Origin of the sequence: Caldisphaera sp. (genome assembly GCF_049974385.1) — an archaeon.
Taxonomy (GTDB): domain Archaea; phylum Thermoproteota; class Thermoprotei_A; order Sulfolobales; family Acidilobaceae; genus Caldisphaera.
On record NZ_JBMFIW010000040.1, the window covers coordinates 1 to 4,751 of the forward strand.

The following is a 4,751-nucleotide window of genomic DNA, read 5'->3' on the forward strand; positions in this document are numbered from 1 at the left end:
TGATCATTTGAGTACCAAGTGCTACAGTTATTGTTGTTTTTATGTATTTTACTTCTCATTCCAAATTCTCTTACCCTTTTATCGTAATAATGTGAATGGTATTCATTTGAATATCCTGTTGCATCTATACCCAGCATATCATTTTCAAACCTTTCCCTGATAATCAATAATGCCTTCCTGAATAATTTTTCTAAACCTCTAACCTTCATCCTCTCCATAAATTTCTGAACCGTTGTATAATGAGGTATATATTCCAAAGATAATTGATCTATAATTGTTGGATTATATTCCACTTCAGCTATTAATTCTCTTAAAATAAAATAAATCTTAATTGCAAGCAAAACAAATAGTTGCCATTGCGTATAAATTTTCTTAGAAAATTTGTTTGAGTATTCAGGCATGGATCTTTTAGCAATCATAAAAGTAAGATCAATAAATTTATAAACATCGTTATTCATGCCAACCTTGAGGGTTTTACTATAGTTTTGCGTTTTTGAAAAAAGTTTAATATTATTATAATATTACTATATTTAATGATAGAAATCCCCATTTATCAGGGCCCCGACATATTTAATTCATTGATAGATGAATTCAAGCCATATTTCAAGAGTTACAGAGGTTTTAAACAGTTCAAAAATCTTGCAAGTGCTATGGTAATAAGTGATTCAAGATCCGTTGCACATTTAAATGGCCTAAACATAGACCATACGAATCAATCAAATCTAAACATGTTCAGATCCAATTATGATAAAGATGGCATGTTCAATAAGGTATGTGAAATAGTAAACAGTGTAGAGGAAGATACTGTTCTGGTAATAGATGATACGATCATAGAGAGAAATGGGAAAAACATTGAATACACAGATATATTTTTTGATCACAATAAAAAGAAATACGTAAGGGGATATCAAGTAGCCACATCACTTTTTGTTGGCAAATACTGTAAATATCCAATAGCATTATCAATCTACAGAAAATTCAATAAAGAAAATCCGGAATTCAAAGCAAAGATAGAGATACAGAAAGAGAACATAGAAGATGCAATAAAAAGGGGTCTGAATTTTTCAACAGTAATAGGTGATTCCTGGTATTTCACGAATGATCTAGTAAAATTTCTTAACGCTAAAGGTAAGAGCTGGATATTTACATCAAAGGGTAATAGGGGGGTGAAGATTCAAGGGAGATGGACCTTCCTTGACGAACTCATTTTGCCCTATGCAGAATCGCAGCTCTTAACCATAGATGGAGAAATATATTCAGCATGGGAAAAGGAGGTGTATATAAGAGGCTAGGCAAACTTAAGTTTAAATATAAGTAATAAATATATATATTTTATGAGTGCGCCTGTAATATTGACCAGTGAAAATGCAATTGCCAGTGATACATTCGGGTCATCAATAGCAGGTTTTATCAGCGCTCTGCCTGACGCATATATGAAAAGATGGATCTCTGATCTGTATTTCAGGGTTAAAAGAGACCGTAATAACCTGCCGATTAGAGTACCTTACGGACTTGCGAAGGTTCAGGCCTCACTGAAAAGAGTGGGCATAGAATCTACTATTGTAGATCCGAAATCATTGAAATATTTTATAGGACCGGAGACTAAAATCCTCGGTATATACACCATGGACGGCTTAGGGCTGAGCTATGGTTCTGGCATAACTTACTGGATAATCAAGCTTGCAGGCTTGCCTTATACTGGTATACCCTACATTTCCAGATCTTTTCTCGATATATTTGACGACCCGACCCTGAAAAAATACAAAGACCAGATCAAGATCGTTGTGGGAGGTCCTGCCGTATGGCAGCTTATTGATACAGATTACGATAAGAAGCTGAACCTGACGCTAGCCTATGAGGGAGAATTCGAGATAGAAGGCCCTCCTCTAATTAAAAACATCCTTGCCGGCAATCAAGTTCCTCAGCGCTATCTGGCAACAAGACCAGTGCCTGTTTCCGAAATACCACCTATCATCACACCTGCAAATGGCGGGCTTGTTGAGGTGACCAGAGGTTGTGGCAGAGGTTGCAAGTTCTGCACGCCTACACTCAGTGGCATGATCAGGTCTATTCCCTTTGAAACTATTGAGAAGGAGATAAAGTTAAACCTTGAACGCGGGAAGGTAAATCACATAGGGCTGCACAGCGACGAATTTTTCAGATACGGGGCAAAAGGCATCGATCCTGATCCGGAAAAAGTGACAGAGCTTGTGAAAAGAGCTTACAGACTCGTTAAGTCCTATGGCGATTATAACCTATCTACTGATTTTACAACTGCTGCCGTGGTAGTCCAGAATCCAAAGCTGGTTGCGGAAGTGAGCCAGTACATGAACGAAGGAAACCACAGAAATTTCATAGAGATGGGCATAGAAACAGGTTCTCCGAAAATGATAGAAGCATGGATGCCGGGCAAGGTTCTGCCTTTTAAAGCTCAACAATATCCTGAGATCGTAGAAGAAGCAATAGGCACGCTAAATGATAATGGCTGGGTAGTGGTAGGAACCATGATAGTAAATCTTCCGAACGAAACAGAACAAGACATAATGCTAAACTTGGAGCTTCTTGACAGGCTCAAAAACTACAGAGTCATAACATTTCCACTGCCTTTCATACCTATGGGCGCGCTAAGACATCGTAACTTCACTGTGTTGGATAAGATGTTAGAAGATCCTCTGCGGGGCGAGTTCATAGCTAAAGCACTGTACCAGGCATTTGAAGAAGCAAATCGAGACAGAAAAATGGTCAGTGAAGGCATGGACAATCCATTTGCAGCCATTATTGTAGAGAGACTGATTAACATATTCACGACCTATCTTACCAGAAAATACTCAAAGCAGATTGAAAATTACGTTCAAAATAAAGGTTCTGTAACCATCTATTGATATTTTTTTCATCATTATTAACAATTATCTCCATATATTAAGTATAATAATTAACTTTTATAACATAGATAACGTTATGAATGTTATAAGATAATGAATATTGTATTTAATATATAAATTAATATTATATATTACAGATATGCAATGAAGATTCAATAATAGCATGGAAAAAATATAGATATATTTCTTAGAAGTAATCTTTTAAGCCCTCTCCGTCATGTTCTAATATTTTTAGGTAATATAAGCGGTGTTAAAAATTTGCTTTTAGTCTCGTTCGCTACTTTCAGTAATGCCTATTATTTGATGTATAAACCTACTTTTTTTATCATTTTATACAGTTCATTATTTTAACATCGCTCAGAATAGCACCATTAGATCTTGCTAAAATTTTGGAACTTATTTTCAGGCGGAATAATTGCTAGATAGTGTTAACGTGCCTTTTTGAAAAGGTAGTCAAAAAAATCTACTTGACCGGTTGTACTCTCTGCATTATCTCAACATTCATTGTTAAAGAAGTTTCTGTTGTCTCGAAAAGTTTAGCCGATGCAGGATTCATCTGGAAGTTAGCCTTTACTCTCAGATAATAATCCCATAAAAGCTGCCATCGTTCATCCGTTTGGTCCCAAAATTCGACGTTTAAGTCCAAAGATTCTTTCGCTTCTTGATGATTTATTACACTTCCATGCATATTGAAGCGATCACCAGTAATAAGCTCAAAGGCGGTTTTTTCAATGGCAGTCTCTGATTTGCCTTTCATAGATCCATCCTTTAACCATCTCTTGGCAAAAGACTTTGAGAATAAAATAGCATCTTCACAAAATTTTATTGTTTCTGGCCTGATTTGTTGTAATACGGGATAATACATAGTTACAAGCTTTTCGTTTTTTTCTATCTCTTTTTTTATATTTGTTAAAGCCCCAGTTATAGACTTTGCAGGTACATATTGACTCTGTCCAGATGGTAGCATAACCGCTATTTGTGGGTCAATTGGTCCAAGTTCAGAGTTAGTTCCCATTATTATTTTGTCTGCACCTATTGATAACATTGTTGCAGCACTCTTTGCAATATTTGGTATGATTACATTGAAAGACTTTGTAAATACCTCTTTAAATACGTATAATGATTTTTCTGCCACATTTCCATCTCCTCCAGAACTCTCTACAATGAGATAAACTTCCTTTGAACTTCGAGAGGCAACCTTAACAAAATCCATAACTGGATCGACATCAGCTTGCATTATGGCAGAAATTGGGTGCATAGTGTTAGCGATGTAGGCGACAACAGGAGCACCGAGTTTGTTCCCTAGGTCCTTCAATATTTACTAGCGTTTCCTAGCCAGTGTGTTGAGATCTGGTTTATATTCCTGCATCACTTGGCTAAATAGATTTCCATTTATCCTTGAATGTTCCACTCAATTTGAAGAAGAACTAATGATATAACCATAAATGGGCTGATAAAGAGCAGCCTCAATTTCACTTAACTTCTTAATATCCGGGTTAGTTTCCTCGGCTTTCTTTTTTGCTTTTAACATAAAATCAGTTAACGTTACATCAGTTTCTTCCATATTTCAATCACCTTCAACCTTCAAAAAAGATAAAATCTAAAATATTATAAAATTTTTCCATTACGACAGAATCTCCGAAGATAAATATCTTTAAACCTTAATAAAAATAGTGCGCTTTCTTTTAATCCTTTTTTTAATAGTCTCTTGATTTTTAAATTTCAATTTTTCTTCAAAAATCATCCAAAATACCAAGTGTGATGAAATGTTAAGAGGATAAAATCCTTAAAACATTTTATCATCTTTTGTTTTGAGATTATAGGAGGTAAGAGGATGAATTATGTGGGATTGGATATACATACTAAAAA

Annotated in this window: 4 protein-coding genes and 1 pseudogene; 2 read left to right on the plus strand and 3 right to left on the minus strand. The window is 35.4% G+C overall.

All coding sequences use genetic code 11. The annotated features are described in order from the left end of the window. Positions 1 to 458, minus strand: a pseudogene (locus ACP5GV_RS07865) (hypothetical protein); the annotation flags it as partial. A gap of 120 nt (positions 459 to 578) precedes the next feature. On the opposite strand from ACP5GV_RS07865, the gene ACP5GV_RS07870 reads away from it, so the two are divergent. Continuing rightward, positions 579 to 1,292, plus strand: a complete 714-nt coding sequence (locus ACP5GV_RS07870) for a transposase (protein ID WP_428103215.1) — start codon at positions 579 to 581, stop codon at positions 1,290 to 1,292. A gap of 42 nt (positions 1,293 to 1,334) precedes the next feature. After that, a complete protein-coding gene (locus ACP5GV_RS07875; RefSeq protein WP_428103217.1) occupies positions 1,335 to 2,882 on the plus strand; it encodes a B12-binding domain-containing radical SAM protein in 1,548 nt (515 codons plus the stop codon). Positions 2,883 to 3,345: 463 nt separating this feature from the next. Here the strand turns inward: ACP5GV_RS07875 and ACP5GV_RS07880 are convergent, their stop codons facing one another. Further along, positions 3,346 to 4,119 carry an SDH family Clp fold serine proteinase gene (locus ACP5GV_RS07880; protein ID WP_428103219.1) on the minus strand — a complete coding sequence of 258 codons (774 nt, stop codon included), beginning with the start codon at positions 4,117 to 4,119 and terminating at the stop codon, positions 3,346 to 3,348. A gap of 174 nt (positions 4,120 to 4,293) precedes the next feature. After that, positions 4,294 to 4,446 carry a hypothetical protein gene (locus ACP5GV_RS07885; RefSeq protein ID WP_428103221.1) on the minus strand — a complete coding sequence of 51 codons (153 nt, stop codon included), beginning with the start codon at positions 4,444 to 4,446 and terminating at the stop codon, positions 4,294 to 4,296. Positions 4,447 to 4,751 lie beyond the last annotated feature (305 nt).

Excerpts from the sequence above, each read along its gene's own strand:
- ACP5GV_RS07875 (WP_428103217.1), top strand. The coding sequence starts at position 1,335 with ATGAGTGCGCCTGTAATATTGACCAGTGAAAATGCAATTGCCAGTGAT.
- ACP5GV_RS07880 (WP_428103219.1), bottom strand. The coding sequence starts at position 4,119 with ATGCAAGCTGATGTCGATCCAGTTATGGATTTTGTTAAGGTTGCCTCT.
- ACP5GV_RS07885 (WP_428103221.1), bottom strand. The coding sequence starts at position 4,446 with ATGGAAGAAACTGATGTAACGTTAACTGATTTTATGTTAAAAGCAAAA.